The following is a 22,272-nucleotide window of genomic DNA, read 5'->3' as shown; positions in this document are numbered from 1 at the left end:
AAGGGTTAAGTGCCGTCTAACGAGCCTTAACCCTTTTTCAATAATCAGGATTTTGCAAATTCCTCAACAATATGAAATTCTCATTGTTATCAGAATAAGTTTTACTTATATGCCAGACCTAATTGATAAGCGTGCTCCAGTAAACCTTCAATGTATTCTTTCGACTCGGACAAAGTATCATAGAAGAACTCCACCTTGGACTCTCTTACTCTTGCGTAACCAGCAATGGCTTTATTCAAATAATTAGTAACCAAATCGTGATATTCATACTTGATCAGATGTTCTTTAGTCCCTCCCGCCAAGCACATCCACAGAACCTGCTTTGTCGTGAACTCCTGAAGTAAACCTATGTTCCACACTTTATCCAGGTACCCTTTTAGCATGGACGGGACACTATACCACCATAGTGGAAACACAAAGACCAGAGCATCCGCAGCCACTATTCTATCCATCTCTTTCCGTGTTTCAGGAGCATATTGTTTATGGGTCGTATTCCAATCCAGCTCATCTGCAGCGCTGTACACCGGATTGTATCCATCCCGATCCAAGTCCAAAATATCTACCTCGTGCTTATTCTCTTTCAATCCCTCTACAAAACGATTCATGACCGCAAGGGTAAGTGAATCTTCTCTAGGATGCGTGACGACCAATAGAACTTTCATGTATCCGTAACCTTCTTTCTCCTCATAATTAGTGAACCCTGTCTACAGATGCTATTATGGATGTTATACATTAAAGTGTGAAGTACGCACTTCAATGTACTGTAGGTACTTTAAGGTTCCTTAGTGCCTTTTGTATTACAGATCGGAGAGGGGGAAAGTCTATGAAAGACAAAGCCAAAACCTATATGCTCGGAATCGAGGCAACTTTGGAGGTCATCAGTGGAAAGTGGAAAGGCATTATCCTACACCATTTAACCAGCGGCAGAAAACGTACATACGAACTTCGTCAACTCATTCCGAAAATCACCCAAAAAGTGCTCACCCAACAGCTTAGAGAGCTTGAAAAGGATGGAATCATCCACCGCATCATTTATAACCAGGTTCCACCCAAAGTGGAGTACGAGCTTAGTGAATATGGCTGGAATTTTAAAGATCTGCTTGATCGTTTTTGCTTATGGGGAGAAGATCATTTGGATAGGATCTATGGAGATAAAACAAAGGTACTGGGAGAATATTCTGTGAAGGAAAAAAACGCCAAACAAGCACCACCTCATTAAGAGGCATGCTTGTTTGAAATACTATACTACATGCTGCCTCTTCCTAAGCTGTGCACCTTGTTTATTCACCAGTCTCCGAAAATTTTCGAATACGAGCCCCTACTTCATCCCGTACACGCTGGAATACGCTCCATTTCTCTTCTTCTGTTCCTTGTGCTTTAGCCGGATCGTCAAATCCCCAATGTTCACGACGAACGTGCGGAGGTGTGATAGGACATTTATCAGCAGCATCTCCGCACAAGGTCACAACGAAATCCGAACCATTCAGCAAAACAGAATCAATCATATCTGAAGTTTGACCGGAAATATCCACCCCTACTTCATTCATCGCTTGCACCGCTTTAGGGTTAAGGCCGTGTGCTTCAATGCCCGCACTGTATACATTCCAACGGTCCCCCAAGTATTTTTTGGCCCAGCCTTCTGCCATTTGACTGCGGCAAGAGTTACCAGTGCACAAAAAGTAAATTGTCTTCTTTTCCATCATTACCGTCTCCTTCAATGTTCAATTATGAAATGATTAACCACAGATATAAGCCCAGTAGAGTGATAAAAAGTGTAGGAATAGTTAAGACGATGCCCGTTTTAAAATAAGTCCCCCAAGAAATTTTTACGTTTTTCGAACGGAGCACATGCAGCCACAACAACGTGGCTAATGAACCGATCGGAGTTATTTTTGGCCCGAGATCCGACCCAATGACGTTAGCATAAATCAGCGCCTCTTTGACCATACCGGTTGTATGGGTGGCATCAATGGCAAGTGCATTAATCATGACCGTAGGCATGTTATTCATGACCGACGAGATAATCGCCGCAATAAAACCCATGCCCATGGTGGCCACAAACATACCTTGATCGGCAGCCGCTTGAATCACATGGGCCAGCAGATCCGTCAAACCGGCATTACGTAGACCATATACCACAACATACATCCCGATAGAGAAAAATACGATGGCCCATGGAGCACCCTTGATGACTTCTTTCATCGGCACTGCAGGGCTTCTACGCGCCATCAATAAGAAAAAGATAGCAATAATACCGGCCACCACCGAAACGGGAATGTTAAAAAATTCGCATGCAAAGTAGCCAACGAACAAAACCGCGAGAACGATCCAAGACATACGGAACATTTTTGGATCTTTAATCGCTTCCGCAGGCGTGATTAATTGTGCCGTATCAAATGTTTTCGGAATTCTTTTGCGAAAAAAAAGATACAGTACCCCTATACTGGCTGCTAAAGAAAATAAATTAGGTACAATCATGCGACTCGCATATTCCATAAAGGTGATCCCAAAGAAATCGGCTGACACAATGTTGACCAAGTTGCTGACCACAAGCGGAAGCGACGTCGTATCTGCAATAAATCCGCTCGCGATGATAAAAGGAAACACCATTTTCTCATTCAATTTCAGTGCCCGAACCATCGCCAGTACAATTGGCGTCAGAATTAAGGCCGCACCGTCATTTGCAAAAAAGGCAGAAACCACGGCACCCAGAAGGGTCACATAAACAAACATTCGAGTTCCGCTTCCCCGTGCAGCCCGTGCCATATGAAGCGCTGCCCATTCGAAGAAGCCGATTTTATCAAGCACCAACGAAATCAGAATAATGGCTACAAAAGCCAGTGTCGCATTCCAGACAATATGAGTAACTTCCCAAACATCATGCAAATCGACGACACCCACCAGCAAGGCGAGTATGGCACCGCCGCAGGCAGACCAGCCGATAGACAGATTTTTAGGCTGCCAGATTACCAACACTAAAGTAATCAAAAATATAATGCATGCCAACAAAACCAATATTCTAAACCTCCATTACATCACCTTATAAACATATACTTATATTGAAAACATCTTTATCCCTGCAAGGAGTTAAACGGAGCAGCCTTTAGGATAAACAGCAAGCTGTGGAATCTGGTCCACAAGATGCTATAGGTTCCTCTTTATTCAGCCATTTTAAAATCTGCTTGGAGTCTGGCATACTCTCAAGAACAGCTTGAATATGCGGCTTATCCTCTACGTTTAAGGAATAGTATACCCACTGACTTCGTCGTTCTTCTTTTACAATTCCTTGCGACTTTAATTTTCTCAAATGTTGGCTGATTGCTGGCTGTGTCATATCAAAGATATCTACAAATTCGCACACACACCATTCTCTCTCTCTTAGTAGGGAAAGCATAGCCAGCCGAGTTTTATCGCCCAATAGCTTTAAATGATCGGCTATATAACCAAGTTGATCCAATGTGTGACCTCCTTCCAATTAAATATAATAATATGCTTATATACTAATATAGCTTAACTTTAATATCAAGAACGAATAATACTTATTCGTTCACCAATTGCATAATCCAGTCTTTTATATCAACGATTCGCAGTGTTTTGGGGCGTGTATTCGTTCCAGAAATTATTAATGGGACAAGGGAATCTTTTTCATGCAGCGATCCATGAGCTCCCCCTCCGATGTGGGTAGGAGAACTTTCGCCGACGAGTTCATATCCAGGTTGGACCGTGACGACAACATATCTTCCTTCATGTGAATTCATTGCCCCGTGTAACCTCGCCAAAACGTCTGGATATCTTCCATATTTAATCCGGTGGTTATCCACCGTAATATCCACAAGGTCCTCTTCGCCCGACAATGTCCACGATTGTCCATATTCATCGATGAACTTTCCACCTGGATGATAGGAAAACAGCTTACCTGTTTTCCCCTTTGTAACATGAATATGGTTTTTACCATCTTTCATAGCGATAATGTCGAGCTTGTTCTCCTTTTTTAAAGACTTCACCACATCGGATAACTCCACATTATCGTCAATCGCATAGATATAAGCCATCCGTTCATTAGCGGCAATCACGATTTGGTCATCGTTTCTTACGGGTTGATTTAATTTTGCAATCCGGTAATGGCTCAAAAGTGGCCTTATATCAACAGTTGCTGCCTGTCGATCATCATACACAGCGCTTTGTGCACTATCACCCATGACAATCCATATCGCATTTTTTACAGCCTGTTCCCACGAACCATATGCATTTAACACAGTTTGCAGCGCTTGATCCGCTTTTTCAATTCCCTCCAGTTGAGTCGGCCCTTTTTTATGCACCGAACTATCGTTCTCTGGAAAGTATGCGATGGTTACGCTTGGAAGCTTTTTTTGTTTGATTAAAAAAGCGATATCTTTTGCAGAAAACTCGTCGTTCATCCCGAATTTTCTCCACGGAGGAGTATTCCAGCTATTCTTCGGATCCAGTTGTGCAAAAGTTGCGTAGGAAAACCATTGAGGTCCCGTTATTCTCAATTGTTCTGGCACACGGTTGCTGTTTGCAATAAAGCGAGGCACTTTTAAGTCATGTTCCGTTTTGCCTCTAAAAACAATGGCGTTGATTGATGCGGATTCTTTTCCTTTATCGGCTAACTCTTCATGGATCGTTTTCGTTTTTTTGTTCAGTTGAACTTGATTTAATTGATAAATAGCATCATTAAATACTTGCAGTTGATCTATCTTTAGAGCTTCTTTGGCACCATTTCCGTAGAGAATCATGCGTTTCTTTTTGTCGCTGTACCACACAAGTCCGGGCACATGATGTTGGTCTGCATACGTCCCCGTTAATAAAGTACTGTCAATAGTCACGGACATCGTAGGAAATGAACTTACAACCTGCGGGAAGTATTGTCCTTTTTTAAAGAGATATTGCATTGCGGGTGCACGGCCTTCCTGTATTGCATCTTGCAAAGGCTTGTTCATTAAAGAATCAATCATGATCACTATGACAGGTTTAGCCATATGATTCGCTGAATTTTGGGATTTGACGCTTTGTTGATGCAGCTGTTGACTGGAGTCCGCCCTGCACCCGGCAACCAATAAGCTTAAACTCAGCACTAGTAAAATGCTCATATTGTTCTTCATTTTCATGTGCGGCCCCCATCTTTAAAATAACAGATTCATTTAATTTCTATTATTTTTACTCACATTGCCAAAATTATTCGAAACCGGATCGTGGAGAAGAACGGCAATCTGATTCATAAAAAATAAAATTATTATTTCATGAATTTTTTTGAGCTCATGGGTCAAAATTATCTTTGTGATTCGACTAAATTAGAAAGATGGTGAATTCCATTAACATTCCGTTCTCTCCTAGACTTTATCATTGGTTTGTCCGCCCGAAATGGTTTACTAAAAAATATATTCATGATCATATACATACCCATTTTACATTTGATGGCCGTACTGTACTGGATTTTGGTTCCGGTACTGGGGCGAATTGCTCCATGTTTGATCCGTTAAATTATGTTGGAATTGATCCTGATGCCAAGCGAATTGATTATGCAAAGCGATTGTATACCCACCATACATTTCAGGTTCTGGAAAGCAAGAAATTTCTATTCGATAATGAATCGTTCGATTACATCCTTATTATCGCTGTGCTGCATCATGTTTCTACGGACGAGATTTCAAGTTATATGAAGGAGTTTCAAAGAATTCTAAAGCCTAACGGGACCCTTATCGTGATGGAACCATGTTTATGCAAGAAAAAGCCGCTATCTAATTGGTTTATGAAATGGTACGACAACGGGGAGTATATTCGTAATGAAGAAGAGTATATTCAATTGTTTAGAGAACATAATTATGATTGCAGAGTTATAAAACGATTCCGAAAATGTTTTCTATATCATGAGTTATTTTTTTCAGTAAAACCTAAATCATCAAAGGGAGAGGAAAATAACGATGACTTCCACAAGCATAAACGGATACTCGATGCATTATATTGATTCCGGAAAAGGAATCGCCATCCTATTCATTCACCCTCCAGTACTCACAAGCTTAAATTTCACATACCAAATCCAAGGATTATCACCCGATTTTCGAACTATAGCTTTTGATATCAGAGGACACGGTAAAAGTCAGCCTTCCGAACAAACGGTTACTTATCCTCTCATCGCCCAGGATATTAAACATTTGATGGACCGGATGAGCTTGGATAAAGTATTTTTGTGTGGATATTCTACCGGAGGTTCGATAGTACTTGAATTTCTCTTGACTTATCCAGATCGGGCATGGGGAGGCATTGTTATCAGTGGAATGTCGGAAGTAAACGAAGGGCGACTAAGAAACAAAATTTCTTTGGGCATTGCTCTTTCCAAAATCGGCGCAGTCGGTACGCTTGCCCTTTCTATTGCTTGGTCACAGACGAAACAGCTATTTTTGTTCCGTAAGTTATTCAACGATGCGAAGCAGGGAAATCCCAGGAATGTCGAACAATATTATCGATACAGCTTGAAGTACAACTGCACCTCACGGCTTGGGGAGATCCAGCTTCCCGTCCTGCTTGTTTATGGTGAAGAAGATAAGCACTTTCATCCCTATGCCAAAATATTGCATCAACAATTACCAAATAGTGAGCTGGTTTTCCTTAAGAAAGCTGATCATCGCCTTCCTACGAAGGCCGCCGGATTATTGAATGAACTGATCAAGCAGTTTGTAAACCGCTTTTAGCCACTGAGGCCAACCTTACAGAATAACTCCATATACACCTATACATCCAACTCTAAGAACATAGTTTTATACCATGTAAATATACATTTTATACTAAAATAATATATAGTTTAGTAAGGATAGATATGTTCTTTCTGCTACTAAATCCGAAGGGGTGTAAAAAAAGAAATGCTAAAGCGTATTCAAAATCTTTTCGTTATCTCTAACTACCCGCTATTCATGATCTGTATGTTATTACAAGGTATGGCCATATCCATCAGCGCACCTTTTTTAGCTGTATATTTTACAACTACACTTGGCGTATCTGTGGGAACCTTTGGTGTGTTTACAGCTGTGACTTTAATTTGTGGCATATGGATAAGCTCTCTGATTGCCAAACGTTCCGATACCGGATTAGATCGTAAACAAATTTTGGTGATTTGTACGTTATTTAATGCCGTAGCATTTGCAGGATATCTTTTAATCCAAAATTTTTATGTACTTTTTGTTTATATGACGATCTTTACGGCCATTGGTGCTCCTGGGATGCCGCAGTTATTTGCCAGTGCACGTGAAGCAGTAGATCGCAGTAAATCTGCGGATCACGCCTTTGCTAATTCAACGCTTCGGTCTATGTTTTCTCTTGGCTTTATTACCGGGCCGCTTTTGGGTTCCTTTTTGATTGCACATACGGGCTTTAAAGGTATTTTTATGGGAACGACCTCTATTTTTGTTCTCATTGCTGTGCTTCTATTCTTTTTTATCAAGCAGTCTCCCGCCCAGCTTAAACATAAGAATCAACTTTCCCTTCATAACATTACATTACATAAAAATATTGAAATTCTGATTCCCTTTTCCGTTCTTACTCTGCTCTATACGTCTCACTGGATGAACAGTTTAAATATTTCCTTGTTCATCATTCACAATTTAAAAGGTGACACGAGTGACGTTGCTCTAGTATCCAGTATTTGCGCAATTGTAGAAATACCCTTGATGCTCATGCTAGGCGTACTAGCAGCTAAATACTCCAACCGTTTGCTTATATTTTTAGGGGCATTAACAGGAGTTGTCTATTATCTCCTTGTCCTTATGTCTACGGAGATGTGGCAGCTATTCGTGGGGCAGCTTCTTCTAGCCTTCTTTGTTGCAGTGATCTCTGCCATTGGCATTAGTTACATGCAGGATTTGTTGCCCTCTCTTCCAGGGTACGCATCAACGCTATATTCCAATGCGACAACCATCGGAAGACTGGTAGGGAGCTTGATGGGCGGATTAACCGCTCAATGGATTGGTTACCGAAACACCTATTGGGTATGTTTGGCCCTAATCATCTGCTCCCTTGGTCTTCTTGCGATTTCAAAGAAACTAGAGTTTGAAAAATCTGCTGCTTTAAAAGAAAGGAATCACAGTATATAGACTGCGCCTTATTTTTCTATGGTGGAGAAATGACTCATAATTGTATCTGCCGCATGTCTGTACCCACCAGCCTGGCGTAATGATTCGCCGATCACATGAGCCTGCTCTTTATAGGTTGGATGATTCAATACCTCTAATAAGGCAGCTCTCAAACTAGCGGGTGTAAGCTCATTTTTATCCACAATAACACCCGCTCCCAGTTCCTGCACCCGACTGGCTACGATCGGCTGATCCGATGTTAAAGGAATCATGACCTGCGGCACATTGTAATACAGGGCTTCACTTGTACTGTTCATCCCCGCATGTGTAACAAAAGCGTCCACATGCTGAAGCATTTCCAATTGCGGAATATAAGGCTTGATTATAAAATTGTCAGGGATACACGGGGCCAATGGCTCCATGTCTGTATAATTGCCCGAAGACAACACAAACTGCACAGGCAAATCGCGAAATGCTGCAAAACAAAGCTTATAAAATTCCAAATCTTTATTCAAAATGGTACCCATTGAAATGTACACCGCCTGTGGATGCAGAACACGAAGTTGTTCGAACGGGAAGGAAGGAGCATCTTTACGCGGTACAATAGAAGGACCTGTAAAAATAAAACTGTGATCCAGTTTTTCGGCTTGCGGTTGAAAATAGCGGCTTGTATAAACTATTCTTAAGCGTCCGCCATGAGGAGCAATCTCTTCTATAGCCGGAGCGGCAACCTGAAGCTCACTAGCTAGTTGATGCGTTATTTGCATCGTAGCCGTGTACAACTTTTTCACCTCCGGATCATTGTCATTCATGCCTTGCCCCGATCCCAATGGTTCTACGAAAGCAAAAGAAGCGATAGAGCATACAGCAGGGATTCCTAGCTTCTCAGCAATAATCGTGCCTCCCCAGCCCATCAAAGAATCATAGATTAAATAATCATAGGTTCTATTTTCAATAACTCTCAAAACCTCTGGAATAATCGGAAGAATCATACCTTTAACCATCATGTATACAAATTGATAATGATGTTTGTATTCTGCTGGCTTTAAATCTGAGTCTTTGGAAAAGGCATCATCAACAAAAGGGTAGGTTATCATCTGTGCTCCTGTCTGTTGAATTCTCGTACGATATTCTTCCGTACACACATAGTCAACATCCTCCCCACTGTCTACCAACCTTTTCACTAATCCTAGTGTCGGATTAACATGGCCTTCAGCAGGAGTGATCACTACTAACACACGCGCCATACCTTACACCTCCAAAATTAATAATAAATTACAATTTGAAATAAATGTACTTTTAACATAGCAAACATTTACCATATAAACAAGTATTTTCAATGTCTGAAAATTAAGTATGTATCCTCTACTCAAACTATAAAAATAAGCGAGGCTGAACGCTAGAAGCGCTTGCCCCGCTTGCCCGGCTTAACCACTGAACATCAAATTTAAAGACGCCAATCCCAATGATCTGTCCCGCTCAGAATAGCTTCAACGCTGTACTGGCTTGCTTCATCGGCAGTAAGCTGTTTGGCCCAAGGTACACGCCCGCTACTTCCTGCACCTGGTCCAAAGTTATCAAACTCTCCAAATCTTGCGGTCTGCTCATTGGATTCCTTGCCCCAATTATTCCAGCCGCCCGGCTTGATATGGTCATCCATATAGGTCTTCAAAAAAGTAACATGAGCGTAAGGGCGCCATGGCCGCCCGAGATCCACCTTGCCTGTTAAGCCATTTTCTGTTGTCAGACGACATTGAATAAATACAAAGCCCGGCTTGTTCTCTTCTGTTGAAGCTGCTGTCACATATCCAGCACGCAGGCTGTGTATGATCGAATTATCAAACACGACGGGGGCATTGCCAAATATAAAATCTACACTGCCACTGATGTAGCTGTCCTTGAAATACTGTCTGCCACGGTTCACAAGCAACGTATCCTGTAGGCCGGTAATTTTGACATTGTGATACTTACCACGATCGCCTTCGGCATATAATGCTACAGCCTGCACCTGCCCGGTTCCTTCTGTATTGGCAACCGTGACATTCTCCAACACAAAATCGGGACTTTGCACACGCATGGTATAGCTGTTGCTTGTTCCTAATTCTTTTCCATCCACCACGGTTTTGGCTGTATCATCAAAAGAAATGATCGTTTTGTCGCGATCTTCTCCGATAATGCTCAGATTTCTTTTGGAGGAATTCACCTTTATTTTTTCACGATACGTACCGTTTTTGAGATGGATAACTGTCCTTGTGTTGCGATCGTCAGGGACTGCGTCAATAGCTGTCTGGAGAGATGTAAAGTCAGCAGGGCCATAGGTCGCTACCACCACACTAGTGGGACGAGTTCCTCCTGAGTCTGTCAGGTTGCGGATGGTGACATGGCTGAATTCCGACGTATTGTAATTCCATACATCGTTTTGTGGTTTGGATGCATCAGTAGCCAACCCGAACAATAGCGGCTGATGATCCGGCACATCTATAACCGTTTCACCAACCTTCTCCCAGTTCGTCACACCATCTGCGGATACCCAGCCGGTAACCTTTTGTCCTTGTCGTACAAGACGAACCGAATATGGCGTTGCAATAAAAGTCTCCATTGACGCACGTTTTGTCTTACCCTCCGTTTGATCACGACTGATAAGAATACCCTGTTTTCCATATTTAACAAATGCTAAAGACATAAAAGCCATTTTTGATCCAGGCTTCAGCGATTCACGAATCATTACACCCGCCTCGGCATTATCATCCACCGGGGTAATTTGTTCCACACGGGCTGTAATTTCAGTGTCACCTTCCCATTTTTGATAAGCATAATGGAAAATATCTGCCTTACCGTCAACGTCTCCCGCTGACTTCAGTCGTATACTGCTGCCGCTTGCATCTTCTTTTAAGACCTGAGTATGCCCTTTTATATAACCATCGTTGCCCTCAGAGCCAATCTCTTCGCTGAGCCAACTTCCCGATGGTGCAGTCGTATTGACGTGAATGGTAACAGGATTGGAAAATGCAGCAGTCCCCTTGCGGTCGGTCACCCGTGCAATAATGTAATGGGTGCCGTCCGTCACATGGTTCCAATCGATTCGATAAGGCGCATTCTCTGCTTTTCCAGCAAGTTTACCATCAATGATAAATTCAACGTGAGCAATGCCATCTTGGTCCTTGGCCGTTGCAGTTATGGTCGCATCACGTCCGGCTTCTAAAATATCGTTATGCTTTAGTGAACGTCCGTTTGCATCCGACACCTGAACGGCGGCCTCTGGATTATTCACCTCATTTCCATTCGACAGCTTCTCAATAAGAACATTTAGATAGACCTCCAGATTCGTATAACCCTTGGCAAAATGAGCATACGCCCCTGTGCCGGCAAGCCCCTGACTGTTACGGTCATCTGCATTATTGGGGTCCAGCCCATTGGCACGTTCCCATTCATCTGACATACCATCATGGTCACTGTCAGAAAGCTCCGTCGTCGTTACGTTATAATCGTCGTAAATCCACCCTGCTTCACGCGGGGAGTTAATAAACGCACCTGTTCCATTCTTCACATCATTCATAATCCGAGCGTCCACCGCATCTCTTCTTGGCAGCGTGGCTCCTGAGCCAGCGAGCACCTCCGTATATGCGGTCTGTGCATCTGTCGCTTGATATGGACCATACGCATCCGGTGAAATTCCGTTGTCGTATTCCCCTCTAACTTCAATCGGCTCCGCCAAACGGGTGGACGGATCAATAATGGACCCAATGGATGTTCCAAGCTGCCAGTTGTCTTTCGTAACCGAGTCATTGCCGTACATATAGTTACCACCAATAAAGATGCGTGTTTTATATTTTTTACTACCCACGTCCACAAAGATTTGACCGCGAACGTCCTGATATGTGTTGGGGCCATACTTATAATAGTTATTTAGCACATTATACGATCCTTCACCGCCACCGTATGAGGAGAAAAATCCCCAGTTATAAATGACATTATTGGTCATTTCCACAGCGTCGATTTGTTTTTTATCAGTTGGAAAACGCGGATTACGGCTTGCATTGTGAGCCAACAAGTTATGATGATAGGTGGAATTTCGTCCGCCCCATATGCCGCCATAGCCGTGGCGACCTTTCTGGTGTGTGGTCATCAGCATACTTTCGGACGCAATGGACCATTGTACCGTTGTATTGACATTGTCATACAAGCTTAGTACCTCATCCACCGACCAGCTAAAGGAACAGTGATCAATCATTATGTTTTTATGGTATCTGGCTCCTAACGCATCATCCTCACTGGGGTAACGGTCGGTCAATCGGAAACGCAAGTAACGGAGAATGACGTTATCTGCATCAATCCCTGTTGTGTAATCGCTTACAGTTATACCGTCGCCAGGAGCTGTCTGACCCGCAACTGTCAGGTTGTTTCCCAAGATTTTAAGCGGCTCCTTGAGATGAATCGTTCCACCCACCCGGAATACGACCGTCCGATTATCGGAGCTGACCGCTGCGCGAAGAGATCCGGGTATGATCTGTTCCCCTTTGCCGTAGTCTGCCAGCGTGGTAACTTCATACACTTCACCTCCGCGTCCACCGGTAACATATTTACCGCCACCCTCAGCCCCCGGAAACGCTGGAATATCCGTCGCCACTTTTGCCACCTTTGCGACCTCTGTTCCTACCGCAGTCTCCGCTTGGATTAGTGGTGGGCACAAGGTCAACAGCAATGAACCCACAACCACATTACATAGCACCTTTTTCCATGTACGCTGCTTGCTCATATTCTGTTTCCTCCCTAAGATTTTCTTCCACATCAGCGCATATTTTCATAAAAACACGATCCGAGACGTTCAGAAGCGCCTTCACCTCCTTTCATCAATCTTTTCTGCTTTTATCATTGGTAGGTTGTCATATATACTGTTGGTATATGAATGCGCTTACTTAACTTAATTTGTAAAGGAAGAAGCACATGAATGAAGTGAAAGAAGATAAATATGTCATTGGCGAACAACAATTCTCCATTCATCACATCTATCGTACCGGTTTCACAGTTATGCCCCGGCCTCATGTCCACGAGAACTATGAGCTGTACCTCTTACTGCGAGGCGAACGCATCTATTTTATGAATGGCAAGGTATACACCGCTCGCAAGGGGGATCTGATATTCATCCTTCCTCATGACTTGCACTCTACCGCCAGCACACAATTGCAGGAAACGGAGCGCATATTGATTCATTTTTCTCCGACGTTTCTCCCACAGCAGGATCATGACATTCTTGACCTGCCGCCGTATCAGCAATCCGCATTGCTTCGCTTACCTGCGAGAGAGCAAGTGGAGGTTGAACGTTTATTCCTACAGATGAATACCGAATGCAGGAATAAGCAGCCTCTTCATGACCGTTGCGTACAGCATTTATTGCTGGAAATGCTTATCCTAGTGCATCGATCGGAAGCGATCGAGCGTAGTGAACCTGTTTCCTCTCATCCCATGCATCAGAAAATCACGGAAATTTCTTCTTTTATTCAGGATCATTACAATGAACCGTTAACTCTCGAACAAGTGGCCGCCTGCTTCTTCATTAGTCCAGCTTACCTAAGCCGTATCTTTCTAAAGTTGACTGGTTTCCATTTCAGCGAATACATCCGCGTAGTGCGGGTCAGGGCGGCCCAAACCAGACTTCGAACCACCAAGGACAAAATCCAGCATATTGCAGAGGATGTCGGGTTCGGTCATGCTTCCCACTTTAATAAAATATTCAAAAAAATAACGGGGCTCTCTCCTCTTCAGTACCGCAAGCAGGTTCGGTAGATATTCAGTGTAAAGAATTAGACACCGATTTTATACCTCCGCTCTTGTCTTGTTTTTCCATTTTTATATCCACTTGCTCTTTCATGGAACTAAAGACAAGCCGCGTTGGAATAAGTAAAATGCACAAAAAAACCATATTTCGCTGCAATGCATGCAACGAAGTATGGCTATTACATAATCATTCTACATCTTTAAAATTATAAATCACTCTTTTTATGACCTTTATCGCAATGCTTTAATATCCTGAATCAGCATTTCAACATTTTCTTTCTTCGTAGCCCAACTGGTACAGAATCGAACTGCACTATGTGCATCATCAACCTTTTCCCAAAAGGAGTAAGTATATTTTTCGCTCAATGCCTTTAGTATACGATCTGGTAAAATCGGAAACTGCTGATTGGTTGTAGAACGGTATTGGAAAGGAAAACCTTGCTCAGATAATCCGTTTTGAAGCAGCATGGCCATATCTATAGCGTGTTTGGAAATTTCAACGTATAAACCGTCTTCAAACAAAGTTTCGAATTGAATGCCCAACATTCTTCCCTTAGCCAGCAGTCCTCCTTTTTGTTTGATCATATATCGGAAATCTTTTTTCAATGTATCATTTAGAATGACTACGGCTTCTCCCATCAATGCTCCAATTTTTGTCCCGCCAATATAAAACACATCGCAAAGCTGTGCTATATCTGCTAAAGATGCATCGCTATCTTCGGCCATCAAGCCATAGCCTAATCGGGCTCCATCTATAAACAGTGGTAAACCACACTCTTGACAGACTCTACTTAATGCTTCCAGCTCTGATTTGCTATAAATCGTTCCATTCTCAGTAGGTTGGGAAATATAAACCATCCCGGGCTGTACACTATGCTCAGGAGCGGCATCATTCCAGTGAGCGTCATACAACTCCTTTACCTGCTCGGCCCGGATTTTCCCATCATCACTTGGCAAAGTAAGTACTTTATGCCCAATAGCTTCAATCGCTCCGGTCTCATGTACGGCAATATGTCCAGACACTGCTGCAACGACACCTTGATGCGGACGCAGAATAGAAGAAATGACGGTGGTATTGGTCTGTGTACCTCCAACCAAAAAGTGCACATCCGCATTTGGGGAGTCACATGCTTCTTTAATATATGCTCTGGCTTTTTCACAATGATCGTCCACACCATAACCAGGGGTTTGTTCATCATTAGTCTCCAAAAGTCGCTTTAATATGCGCTCATGGGCACCTTCGGTATAGTCGCATTCAAATCGTATCATTCTGTATCCTCTCCAAATTATCCAATTTCTTCTGAATTAACAACATAGAAGCATGTAATTCTTTTATCTCTTCTTCTGAAAGTCCTTGAACTAATTTTAAAATTTGTTCATCAGACCTTTCATTCAGTTGGTTGTAGAACGCCTTTCCCTTAGGAGTCAAACGAATCAGATTTGTTCTATTATCCAACGTTGAATTTTCCTTAACAAGAAAGCCCTCTTTGCAAAATTTAGCAATGATCCTACTCATATAGCTGCGATCAATTTTAAGAGATTCGACTAGAGTGTTCGCAATACATGGCTCGATCAATCCGATCTCTATAATGACACGGGCCTCGGTAAAGGAATATCCGCTATCCAGCACATGTCTATCTAAAACACCCAGTATATTCGTATAGAACCGATTAAAACGCCTCATATCCGCTATGATATTAGCATTTATATTGATCATAACTCCCCCTATTTAGTGGACTTTTGCAACAATTATAGTAATGATTTTTGTGGACTATGTCAATGAAATAATAATCAATATCGAAAAGAAAAAATCGTACAAAGGGACAAGCACCTTATGTACGACCGGGCAAATAAATAACATATTTTCAATTATTATTTCTAAAGCTGTAAAATACCACGTTCCAACGAAACGGCAACGGCTTCAGATCTGGAATCAACACCAAGCTTGTTATAAATATTCGTTAAATGTGCCTTTACGGTACGCTCGGAAATTCCCATATCAAACGCAATTTCCTTACTTTTAAAACCATGTGCAACAGACTTTAATATGTGCTTTTCCTTATCAGTCAGAACTAAGTTTCTTTCGTGTGACTCTATCTCAGCTTCTCTCTTATTCGTGGCAGTGAATACCCTTGCTGTTATTTCTGGCTGAAGCAGCGTTTCACCCCTTAGCGCAGATTCAATAGTGCGAAATAAGTTTTCTCGGCTGGTGTCTTTTAACAAATATCCTTTTGCTCCCAAAGAGAGTCCCTTAATCATTAAATCATCTTCGTTATAGGTCGTCAGGATAATGACGGGCGTTTCATTTTGTTTTTCTCTGAGGGCTTTCATGGTTTCCAAACCACTCATTTGCGGCATATATAAATCCAACAATATGACGTGTGGCTGAAGTTCTTCGATCAATTTAAGAGCCGTTGCACCTTCTCCGGCTTCACCAATAACTTCATAACTGTCATGGGTCTCCAGCACCAGCTTTAATCCTTCTCTAACTACCCAATGATCATCGACGATTAAAATCTTGTACTTCATAATAGGTCTCCTTTAGTAAGAGGCGCCTCTATTTTTATAGTTGTACCTTCTTGAAATGTACTGCTGATATTGATTTTTCCACCCAGCATCCGTACACGTTCATGTATACCTATTATTCCGTAATGCCCTGTTTGCTTGGCAATAATATCCGTATCAAATCCTTTTCCATCATCGCGAATCTCGATTTCAATCTTGCCTTCGTTATCTAAAATATTAATCCATACGGTATTAGCATGTGAATGCTTCGCTACGTTGGTTAAACACTCGCTTATAATAAACAATCCATGTTCGAACACCAGTCTGGGAACTGAAGCTTTAATTTTGATGTTGCGTATTACATGAATGCTTGTAGCCATTGTAAATCGCTGTATTTCTTCCTCCACCGCTTCTGCAAAATCAACTTCCGAGATGGTTTTCGAACGCAGATTGTCTATAGCTCGCCTTGAATCAGACAATGTTCTTCGCACCTGTGACATCGATTTTTGGACGATCTCCTGAGCTCTTTGCGTACTTCCTTTTGTCAGATGGGCATCAATGGCTTCAAGTTGCATGATTAGCCCAGCAAGCCCCTGTCATGAAGATCGCGGGCCATCCGTTGTCGTTCGTTAGCAAGTGTAAGTTCTTCGACCTTTTGATGCGCGATTTCAAGTTCTTTAAGAACGTTTTGCGTTCGGATTCGTGCTTTGACTTGTTTGAGAAAAAGAATGGCATAAGCTACTATAACAACTGCAATTAGAAAAAACAGCGGGATGAACAGCACAAATTGCTTGCCATCATTATGCCAGACCACAGCCACACAAAAAAGTACATAGGAGATTAAAAATACAAGAATGACCTTAAGCGGCTTGTAATAAATACCTATACTCTGACCCACCAAAATTGGCATTAATCCAACCAGTACAATCGAAAAACTGTCAGGTAGAAGAAATGCACTTGAAAAGATCAATCCCCCTTGCACAACAAAATAAGCCCATGAAAAATGTTTTGCAACTCTATGAGCATGCAAGTACAAGAAGATGTGCAATATGATGATTAAAGTGAATAAGACACTTTGCAGCAGATTTAGACCCCCGAACAAATGTTGAAGAATGACAGACTCACTATAAATTATAAAAATCCATATTATAGTTAATACTTTTGAAATATCTTTATTTTCAATTTCATCGTTCATAATTCCCTCCTACGATTTTGAATTCAGTTTTTCAACTTATTAGAGACAACGCCGCTATGACGACCTGGTCCAGCTAGTTTGAACAGAAATCACTTATATATTATTTTACAAAAAAACGACAAGAAAAAAACGTACACATGGGCAACATCATTTGTACGTTCGGGCATTAGATACTTTTTGCTTTTTAAGAATCGTCTTCATTTCGGTATAAAAGTTTAATGCTTACGCTCGTCTGCACGTTACCTGCTGCTTCATTGTCTTCAGCAATCACCTGCCACTGTCTGCCGATGAGCCCTTGCAAAGTATCGATTTCGATAGGATCAAGATACAGATTTTTTAGCGTGATTCCATCCTGCTCATAATCGCGATCTATGGCTCGATCAAAACGAAAATAAAGCAGCCTTTTCAATCCATTGATGTGTAAAAACTTAAATTCATACCCACTAATGATCGCTTCTTCCCACTCGTCCCCTATGTCTTCTGCCGTTTGACAACGTTCTTTGAAATCCATTGTTTTTTCTTTAACCTTGTCGAGCAAAAGAGTGAAATCCTGTTTTTTGATACATTCAATGATGACGTCTTTCGGTTCACCACTCGTACGTAAGTTCTCGATCAGAAAGGCCACTGGGATGGACAATTTCACTTTACTCATTGGAGTCTACTCCTTTACTCAGGTAGGAATTGAACCAAGCCACCACTTGTTCAAAGTTATCCACACGAAGGGACGGCTTACCGCTCTTTAGCAATGAATGATTGGACCCGGGATAACGAATGAGGCGTGTTATTTTACCCAATCGCTTCAGCGCCGTATATAATTCATCCCCTTGTCCAACAGGGCAGCGCAGGTCTTCCTCACCGTGTAAAATCAGCAACGGAGTTTCAATGTTATTTACATGCGCCAGTGGGGATTTGGACCAGAGTAGCTCAGGATCTTCCCACGGGTTAGCCCCAACGATTCCCTCCGTGTAGGAAATACCAATATCGCTCAAACCATAGAAAGAGAGCCAGTTGGAGATGCAACGCTGCGTAACGGCAGTTCGGAATCGGTTCGTATGAGAAATGATCCAGTTGGTCATCAGGCCGCCATAACTGCCCCCAGCCACCCCAAGCCTGGTTTCATCTATACAATCAAACTGATTCAGCGCAAAGTCCAAGGCGTCCAGCAGATCACGATAATCTCCTCCCCCGAAGTCCCCCCGGCAGGCTTGGGCAAAATCCTGACCATAACCGAAGCTGCCGCGCGGATTGGTCATGAGCACGGCATATCCCTGTGCCAGAAGCGTCTGCATTTCATGGCTATACGTGCCGGTATACATCGCATGGGGTCCGCCGTGAATTTGTAAAATCAAAGGAACCCGATCCCCCGGAACCATTCCGGCTGGTTTGAAAATCCACCCTTGTACCTTGAAGCCATCCGAAGCCTCAAACCAAAACATCTCTGGTGAACTCACTTGCAAGGAGGACATATGATGGTCATTATGTTGCGTAAGTCGTTTCTCTTCCCCTGTCTCCAGATTTATTAGATACAGTTCGCCAGGCCGGTCCGCATCAAGTGCAGCAAAAACCAAATAGCGGCCGTCAGCAGATAACGTGTACTGATAGATATCTCTATCATTTCCGCCAGTCACCACTTGAACATTCCCGTCCATTGTAATGCGGTATATATGAACAGCACCCTGCAGCGTCCCGAGCACATACATTTCCGGCTTCAATCGCGCAGGTGCATATAACGGAGATGGAGACGGACCAAATGATTTCATATCGCTTAAGGCGAAGTTACCGATTTGCATATCCAATTCAGGAAACAATAGTTCCGAGGCTCCCCCCGTAACAGGCACGGTGTATAGTCGATTCTGGCTACCACTTCCATAAATGCGATCGCTGGCGATCAGAGTCAATGATTTGCCGTCTGGGGCATACGAAAATTGGCTAATCGCCAAACTGGAATCCGTAACTTTCACCAGATTACCGCCGTCGCAATCGATCGTATACACATCCGAAAATGAAAGCAGGTCCGCATCCTGCATCTCGTCTTCTACACGTTTGGACAAGAAGGAAATCCGCTTGCTGTCCGTGGACCATACAGGGTAAGATGCATTCCAAGGTCCCGACGTTATTGGCGTGATCCGGCCGTTTTCAAGCTCCAATACATATAAATGACTAAATAGACCGTTCCACCAGCCCGATCCTTCAGCTTTGGGAGTGGTACGATCCACAATACGCCCTCGCTCACCAGCTTGTTTGCTATATTCATCAAGTGTCATAGCTTCCCGTTCGGTGTTTATACTTACCATACTTGTGAATACAATATACTTCCCATCCGGTGACCAGACGAATGCACCCACTCCACGCTTCACCTCCGTCTGCCGCTGTCCCTCTCCACCTTCAGCTGGAACCGTCCATAGCTGCGTGCTTCCATTCGCCGCACGTAAAAAAGCAAGCTGCGATCCGTCGGATGACCAAGCTGGAGCCGAATCCTTATGACCATTGGTCAACGGCTTATCGTCGTTACCAAGAAGGGATACGACACGGATGTGTGTATGGTAGTCATTCTTTGGGCGGTCTATGCCTTTATTGACGTAGGCAATCGTTCCATCGGGGCTTATTGCCGGATCACTGATCCACTGATATCCGTACAAATCCTCCGGTACAATTGATCGTTTATTCATGAGTAGCCTCCTTTTTGGGTTAACGCCTACTTTCAAAAGCTCATCTTTTCGTGAGTCATCTGCTTATGCAGAGGAAAATGACAGGCAGCAACATGCCCTAGAGTATGCTCTTCGAGCAATGGACTCTGCTGTCGGCATATCTCTTGTGCATAGGGGCAACGCGTGTGAAAAGTACAGCCCGAAGGCGGATTGGCGGGATTGGGGATCTCCCCCGTCAATGTGATCCGCTCTTTACGCAGCCTCGGATCTGGAACGGGAACGGCCTCAAGCAATGCTTTTGTATACGGGTGCTGCGGTCTTGCAAACAACTCATCACGTTCTGCAAGCTCCACGATTTTGCCCAAGTACATCACCGCGATGCGATCGCTAATATGCTTGACGGAGGGCAACCCATGAGCGATGAAAATGTAGGTGAGCTGAAACTGCTGCTGAAGCTCCTTTAACAAATTCAAAATCTGAGCCTGAATGGACACATCCAGCGCGGATACAGGTTCATCACAAACAATGAGCTTTGGTTTCATAGCCAATGCTCTCGCTATGCCAATCCGCTGCCGCTGCCCGCCACTGAATTCATGGGGATGCCGATCGGCTAAATGCGCGCCTAACCCTACCGTTTCCAACAGTCGAAAAACTTCAGCTTTAAGCTCCTTGCCTCTAGCAATCCCGTGTACCTGCAACGGTTCCGCGACGATATCAAAAACCTTCATTCTTGGATTTAAAGAGGAATATGGGTCTTGAAATACAAATTGTAAATCTCGTCTGACTTTGCGGACTTCTTCATCCGTTAAATCAGACAGGTTTTGCCCTTGAAAACGAATTTCGCCTGCCGTGGGTTCTAGCAGTTGTGTAATCATTTGCCCTGTTGTTGATTTGCCGCACCCCGATTCACCTACAATACCTAAGGTTTCACCAGGCATCACCTTAAAGCTCAAATCATCAACCGCCCGTACATAACCGCTCTTTTTGGAAAACCAGCCCTTGTTCATCGGAAAATATTTCTTAAGCCCATTCACTTCGAGAAGCGGTGTTTTCCGTGCTGTCTCGTTCATACTGACATCTCCTCCATCCGTAAACATCTGACATAGTGTCCTGGATTCTTGGCCTGTATTTCAGGATGAATCCTTGTGCACTGTTCCTGGGCATAAGGACAGCGGGGATGAAATGGACAACCACTTGGCATCTGCATCATATTAGGAACGGTACCGGGAATCGAATCCAGCCATTCCCTCTGTTCTGTAAGCTTAGGGAGTGATCCTAGCAGTCCGATCGTATAGGGGTGGCCGGGCTTTTCGAACAATTCAAATACGTCCGCTTCCTCGACTACTTCCCCGGCATACATTACGACTACCCGGTCAGCCATTTCCGCGACGACACCTAAATCGTGGGTAATGAGAATGATGCCTGTATTCTCTTCCTTGCTCAGCTTGTGGATTAAATTCAAAATTTGAGCCTGTATCGTTACATCCAGTGCCGTCGTCGGCTCATCAGCAATGAGCAGTTTTGGCTGGCAGGCCAAGGCCATTGCGATCATCACCCGCTGACGCATTCCTCCAGACAACTGATGTGGGAAATAACCTACCACTTTCGACGCACCAGGAATACCTACCCTTTCCAGCATCTCTATGCTTTTCTGCCGTGCTTCGGGTTTGCTCAGCTTCTGGTGCTGCCGGATGACCTCACTGATTTGGTTACCAATCGTAAATACAGGATTCAACGAACTCATTGGCTCCTGAAAAATCATGGATACCTCGTTCCCCCGATATTTGCGCATTTCTCCCTTGGACAATTGGAGTAAGTCTCGTCCTTCAAGCAGAATCTCCCCGCCCACGACTTTACCTGGTGCAGCCACTAAACCCATAATAGACAAGGAGGTTACACTTTTACCGGAACCGGACTCTCCAACAATAGCTACTGTTTCGCCTGGATTCACAGTGAAGCTGACACCGTTGACCGAAGGAACGATGCCATCCTCCGTTTTAAAGTAGGTTTTCAAATGATTCACTTCAAGCAATCTCGTGGTCATCTTTTCCGCCCCCCCGCTTTC

Annotated in this window: 21 protein-coding genes and 1 pseudogene; 6 read left to right on the top strand and 16 right to left on the bottom strand. The window is 43.4% G+C overall.

The annotated features are described in order from the left end of the window. Window positions 1-101: 101 nt before the first annotated feature. On the bottom strand, window positions 102-662 hold the full coding sequence (locus AC5ELV_RS19710; RefSeq protein WP_209949881.1) for an NAD(P)H oxidoreductase: 561 nt from the start codon (window positions 660-662) through the stop codon (window positions 102-104). Window positions 663-823: 161 nt separating this feature from the next. Between AC5ELV_RS19710 and AC5ELV_RS19705 the strand changes: the two genes are divergently transcribed. Beyond that, window positions 824-1,219 carry a winged helix-turn-helix transcriptional regulator gene (locus tag AC5ELV_RS19705; protein WP_493431529.1) on the top strand — a complete coding sequence of 132 codons (396 nt, stop codon included), beginning with the start codon at window positions 824-826 and terminating at the stop codon, window positions 1,217-1,219. A 61-nt stretch (window positions 1,220-1,280) separates the two neighbouring features. Here AC5ELV_RS19705 and arsC read toward each other — a convergent pair whose 3' ends face one another. The 4 genes from arsC to AC5ELV_RS19685 form a co-directional block, all read right to left on the bottom strand. After that, window positions 1,281-1,700 (bottom strand): arsenate reductase (thioredoxin), encoded by a 420-nt coding sequence (arsC, locus tag AC5ELV_RS19700; RefSeq protein WP_493431641.1) that lies wholly within the window; start codon window positions 1,698-1,700, stop codon window positions 1,281-1,283. A 25-nt stretch (window positions 1,701-1,725) separates the two neighbouring features. Beyond that, a complete protein-coding gene (locus tag AC5ELV_RS19695; RefSeq protein ID WP_493431528.1) occupies window positions 1,726-3,015 on the bottom strand; it encodes an arsenic transporter in 1,290 nt (429 codons plus the stop codon). Between the two features lie 88 nt (window positions 3,016-3,103). Further along, window positions 3,104-3,457 carry an ArsR/SmtB family transcription factor gene (locus tag AC5ELV_RS19690; RefSeq protein WP_493431527.1) on the bottom strand — a complete coding sequence of 118 codons (354 nt, stop codon included), beginning with the start codon at window positions 3,455-3,457 and terminating at the stop codon, window positions 3,104-3,106. 82 nt (window positions 3,458-3,539) lie between these two features. Continuing rightward, on the bottom strand, window positions 3,540-5,129 hold the full coding sequence (locus AC5ELV_RS19685; protein ID WP_493431526.1) for an alkaline phosphatase family protein: 1,590 nt from the start codon (window positions 5,127-5,129) through the stop codon (window positions 3,540-3,542). Between the two features lie 191 nt (window positions 5,130-5,320). Here AC5ELV_RS19685 and AC5ELV_RS19680 point away from each other — a divergent pair, with 191 nt between their 5' ends. From AC5ELV_RS19680 to AC5ELV_RS19670, 3 genes are all read left to right on the top strand, one after another. Continuing rightward, window positions 5,321-5,986 carry a class I SAM-dependent methyltransferase gene (locus AC5ELV_RS19680; protein ID WP_493431525.1) on the top strand — a complete coding sequence of 222 codons (666 nt, stop codon included), beginning with the start codon at window positions 5,321-5,323 and terminating at the stop codon, window positions 5,984-5,986. Further along, window positions 5,943-6,710, top strand: a complete 768-nt coding sequence (locus AC5ELV_RS19675; RefSeq protein WP_493431524.1) for an alpha/beta fold hydrolase — start codon at window positions 5,943-5,945, stop codon at window positions 6,708-6,710. Before AC5ELV_RS19680 ends, AC5ELV_RS19675 begins: the two co-directional genes overlap by 44 nt. A 168-nt stretch (window positions 6,711-6,878) precedes the next feature. Further along, window positions 6,879-8,105, top strand: a complete 1,227-nt coding sequence (locus AC5ELV_RS19670; RefSeq protein ID WP_493431523.1) for a sugar efflux transporter — start codon at window positions 6,879-6,881, stop codon at window positions 8,103-8,105. 8 nt (window positions 8,106-8,113) lie between these two features. Here the strand turns inward: AC5ELV_RS19670 and AC5ELV_RS19665 are convergent, their stop codons facing one another. Further along, window positions 8,114-9,331 carry a macrolide family glycosyltransferase gene (locus AC5ELV_RS19665; protein WP_493431522.1) on the bottom strand — a complete coding sequence of 406 codons (1,218 nt, stop codon included), beginning with the start codon at window positions 9,329-9,331 and terminating at the stop codon, window positions 8,114-8,116. A gap of 200 nt (window positions 9,332-9,531) precedes the next feature. Further along, window positions 9,532-12,840, bottom strand: a complete 3,309-nt coding sequence (locus AC5ELV_RS19660) for a pectinesterase family protein (RefSeq protein ID WP_493431521.1) — start codon at window positions 12,838-12,840, stop codon at window positions 9,532-9,534. A gap of 188 nt (window positions 12,841-13,028) precedes the next feature. Here AC5ELV_RS19660 and AC5ELV_RS19655 point away from each other — a divergent pair, with 188 nt between their 5' ends. Further along, a complete protein-coding gene (locus AC5ELV_RS19655) occupies window positions 13,029-13,868 on the top strand; it encodes a helix-turn-helix transcriptional regulator (RefSeq protein ID WP_029519347.1) in 840 nt (279 codons plus the stop codon). Window positions 13,869-14,090: 222 nt separating this feature from the next. On the opposite strand, the gene AC5ELV_RS19650 is transcribed toward AC5ELV_RS19655, so the two are convergent. The 7 genes and pseudogenes from AC5ELV_RS19650 to AC5ELV_RS19620 form a co-directional block, all read right to left on the bottom strand. Then, on the bottom strand, window positions 14,091-15,128 hold the full coding sequence (locus AC5ELV_RS19650; protein ID WP_493431520.1) for a threonine aldolase family protein: 1,038 nt from the start codon (window positions 15,126-15,128) through the stop codon (window positions 14,091-14,093). Then, window positions 15,115-15,576, bottom strand: a complete 462-nt coding sequence (locus tag AC5ELV_RS19645; RefSeq protein ID WP_493431519.1) for a MarR family winged helix-turn-helix transcriptional regulator — start codon at window positions 15,574-15,576, stop codon at window positions 15,115-15,117. The genes AC5ELV_RS19650 and AC5ELV_RS19645 overlap by 14 nt, the downstream gene beginning before the upstream one ends. Window positions 15,577-15,737: 161 nt before the next feature. Then, complete coding sequence (locus AC5ELV_RS19640; protein WP_493431518.1) at window positions 15,738-16,388, bottom strand: response regulator; 651 nt, start codon at window positions 16,386-16,388, stop codon at window positions 15,738-15,740. Beyond that, window positions 16,385-17,559: pseudogene (locus tag AC5ELV_RS19635) on the bottom strand (sensor histidine kinase). The gene AC5ELV_RS19640 and the pseudogene AC5ELV_RS19635 overlap by 4 nt, the downstream one beginning before the upstream one ends. Window positions 17,560-17,743: 184 nt before the next feature. After that, window positions 17,744-18,211: a hypothetical protein gene (locus tag AC5ELV_RS19630; protein WP_493431517.1), complete on the bottom strand. Its 468-nt coding sequence runs from the start codon at window positions 18,209-18,211 to the stop codon at window positions 17,744-17,746. Continuing rightward, a complete protein-coding gene (locus AC5ELV_RS19625; RefSeq protein WP_493431640.1) occupies window positions 18,204-18,932 on the bottom strand; it encodes an alpha/beta hydrolase family protein in 729 nt (242 codons plus the stop codon). Before AC5ELV_RS19625 ends, AC5ELV_RS19630 begins: the two co-directional genes overlap by 8 nt. A gap of 740 nt (window positions 18,933-19,672) precedes the next feature. Continuing rightward, entirely contained in the window at window positions 19,673-19,816 is a 144-nt protein-coding gene (locus AC5ELV_RS19620; RefSeq protein ID WP_493431516.1) for a hypothetical protein, read from the bottom strand. A 223-nt stretch (window positions 19,817-20,039) separates the two neighbouring features. On the opposite strand from AC5ELV_RS19620, the gene AC5ELV_RS19615 reads away from it, so the two are divergent. Further along, window positions 20,040-20,216: a hypothetical protein gene (locus tag AC5ELV_RS19615; protein ID WP_493431515.1), complete on the top strand. Its 177-nt coding sequence runs from the start codon at window positions 20,040-20,042 to the stop codon at window positions 20,214-20,216. A gap of 44 nt (window positions 20,217-20,260) precedes the next feature. On the opposite strand, the gene AC5ELV_RS19610 is transcribed toward AC5ELV_RS19615, so the two are convergent. Together AC5ELV_RS19610 and AC5ELV_RS19605 are read right to left on the bottom strand one after the other, a co-directional pair. Then, window positions 20,261-21,277 carry an ABC transporter ATP-binding protein gene (locus AC5ELV_RS19610; protein ID WP_493431514.1) on the bottom strand — a complete coding sequence of 339 codons (1,017 nt, stop codon included), beginning with the start codon at window positions 21,275-21,277 and terminating at the stop codon, window positions 20,261-20,263. Continuing rightward, on the bottom strand, window positions 21,274-22,251 hold the full coding sequence (locus AC5ELV_RS19605) for an ABC transporter ATP-binding protein (RefSeq protein ID WP_493431513.1): 978 nt from the start codon (window positions 22,249-22,251) through the stop codon (window positions 21,274-21,276). The genes AC5ELV_RS19610 and AC5ELV_RS19605 overlap by 4 nt, the downstream gene beginning before the upstream one ends. Between the last annotated feature and the right edge of the window lie 21 nt (window positions 22,252-22,272).

The organism is Paenibacillus sp. NMA1017, from assembly GCF_058895805.1.
Note: the sequence above shows the minus strand (reverse complement) of the source record. Positions and strands in the feature narration are given on the sequence as shown.